Source organism: Streptomyces sp., assembly GCF_050698815.1.
Classification (GTDB): Bacteria; Actinomycetota; Actinomycetes; order Streptomycetales; family Streptomycetaceae; genus Streptomyces.
The window spans coordinates 1-2,425 of sequence record NZ_JBOHCV010000659.1 but is presented as its reverse complement, the minus strand read 5'-3'; the positions used below and the strand labels follow the sequence as shown (position 1 = coordinate 2,425).

The following is a 2,425-nucleotide window of genomic DNA, read 5'->3' as shown; positions in this document are numbered from 1 at the left end:
GAGGGTGGCTGTCGGCGCGACAGCCTAGACTCGTCCGACGATGAGCAGCCTCTTCGACGACAGTTTTCTGAACAGCCTCGCGCCCGTGCGTGCGCAGGACGGGCCACCTGCGGATCAGGGCGAGGAGCCCTTGCCGCCTCCCCCCGACGGGGACCACCACGGCGAGGGTGAGATCCCGCACGATCTCTTCGCGGGCAGCTTCGAGGGGCGCGGCGGAAGCGGTGGTAACGGCGGTAACGGCCCAAGTGGCGGCCCCGGCAAGGGAGAAGGCGCCCGCGCCGGCGCTTCGTACCACCGGGGCGGCGCGCCGCGTACGGTCGTGGACCCGGCGGCGCTGCTGGCCGAGATGAACGAGGAGCAGCGCGCCGCCGTGGTGCACACCGGCTCGCCGCTGCTGATCGTCGCGGGCGCGGGCTCGGGCAAGACCCGGGTGCTGACCCACCGCATCGCGTACCTGCTGGGCGAGCGTGGTGTGCACCCCGGGCAGATCCTCGCCATCACCTTCACCAACAAGGCCGCGGGCGAGATGAAGGAGCGCGTGGCGGAGCTGGTCGGGCCGCGGGCACAGGCGATGTGGGTGTCCACCTTCCACAGCGCCTGCGTGCGCATCCTGCGCCGGGAGAGCAAGAAGCTCGGCTTCACCTCCTCCTTCTCGATCTACGACGCCGCCGACTCCAAGCGGCTGATGGCGCTGGTGTGCAGGGATCTGGACCTGGACCCCAAGCGCCACCCGCCGAAGGCGTTCAGCGCGAAGATCTCCAACCTCAAGAACGAGCTGATCGACGAGGAGGACTTCGCGGCCCGGACGGAAGGAGGGTTCGAGAAGACTCTCGCCGAGGCGTACACGATGTACCAGGCGCGGCTGCGCGAGGCCAACGCGCTGGACTTCGACGACATCATCATGACCACCGTCCACCTGCTCCAGGCGTTCCCCGACGTCGCCGAGCACTACCACCGCCGCTTCCGCCATGTGCTGGTGGACGAGTACCAGGACACCAACCACGCGCAGTACACCCTGGTGCGGGAGCTGGTGGGGACCGGTGCGGCGGCGCATGGCCGGGAGGAGTCCGAGGGGACGGAGCGGGCCGAGGGGGAGGAGCCCGGACCGGAGCGGGCCGAGCTGTGCGTGGTCGGTGACGCCGACCAGTCCATCTACGCCTTCCGCGGCGCCACCATCCGTAACATCCTTCAGTTCGAGGAGGACTACCCGGACGCGACGACGATCCTGCTGGAGCAGAACTACCGCTCCACGCAGACGATCCTCAGCGCCGCCAACGCGGTCATCGAGCGGAACGAGAACCGCCGCCCGAAGAACCTGTGGACACGGTCCGGTTCGGGCGCCCCCATCACGGGTTACGTCTCCGACACCGAACACGACGAGGCCCAGTTCGTCGCCGACGAGATCGACCGGCTCACCGACGCCGGGGACGCCAGAGCGGGAGACGTCGCGGTCTTCTACCGCACGAACGCGCAGTCCCGGGTCTTCGAAGAGGTCTTCATCCGGGTCGGGCTGCCGTACAAGGTCGTGGGCGGTGTGCGCTTCTACGAGCGCCGCGAGGTCCGGGACGTGCTCGCGTACCTGCGGGTGCTGGCCAACCCGGAGGACGCGGTTCCGCTGCGCCGCATCCTCAACGTGCCCAAGCGCGGCATCGGCGACCGCGCCGAAGCGATGATCGAGGCGCTGGCGCTGCGCGAGAAGATCACCTTCCCGCAGGCGCTGGTCCGCGTCGACGAGGCGTACGGAATGGCGGCCCGTTCGGCCAACGCCGTACGCCGGTTCAACGTGCTGATGGAGGAGCTGCGTACGGTCGTCGAGGCGGGCGCGGGGCCCGCGACCGTACTGGAAGCGGTGCTGGAGCAGACCGGCTATCTCGCCGAACTCCAGGGGTCGACCGACCCGCAGGACGAGACCCGGGTCGAGAACCTGCAGGAACTGGCGGCCGTGGCCCTGGAGTTCGAGCAGGAGCGCGGCGAGGACGAACCGGGCACGCTCGCCGAGTTCCTGGAGAAGGTCGCCCTGGTCGCCGACTCCGACCAGATCCCCGACGAGGAGGAGGGCGAGCAGACCGGCGTCATCACGCTGATGACGCTGCACACGGCCAAGGGCCTGGAGTTCCCCGTGGTCTTCCTGACGGGCCTGGAGGACGGCGTCTTCCCGCACATGCGCGCCCTCGGGCAGCCCAAGGAGCTGGAGGAGGAGCGCCGGCTCGCGTACGTGGGCATCACGCGGGCCCGTCAGCGGCTCTACCTGACCCGGTCGGTGCTGCGCAGCGCGTGGGGCCAGCCGTCCTACAACCCGCCCTCGCGGTTCCTGGAGGAGATTCCCGACCCGTACGTGGACTGGAAGCGCACCGGTGCGGCCGCCGGTGTCGGCGGTGCGAGCGGTGGCGGCGGTATCGGCTCGGGGTTCGGCGCGGGCGCGGGC

At 70.1% G+C, this 2,425-nt stretch carries 1 protein-coding gene; it reads left to right on the top strand.

Features of this window, described 5'->3' with window-relative positions; genetic code table 11:
• Nucleotides 1-40: 40 nt before the first annotated feature.
• Nucleotides 41-2,425, top strand: a 2,385-nt coding sequence (gene pcrA / locus ACRDP3_RS23745) for a DNA helicase PcrA (protein WP_431519037.1), incomplete at its 3' end; no start/stop codon positions are given.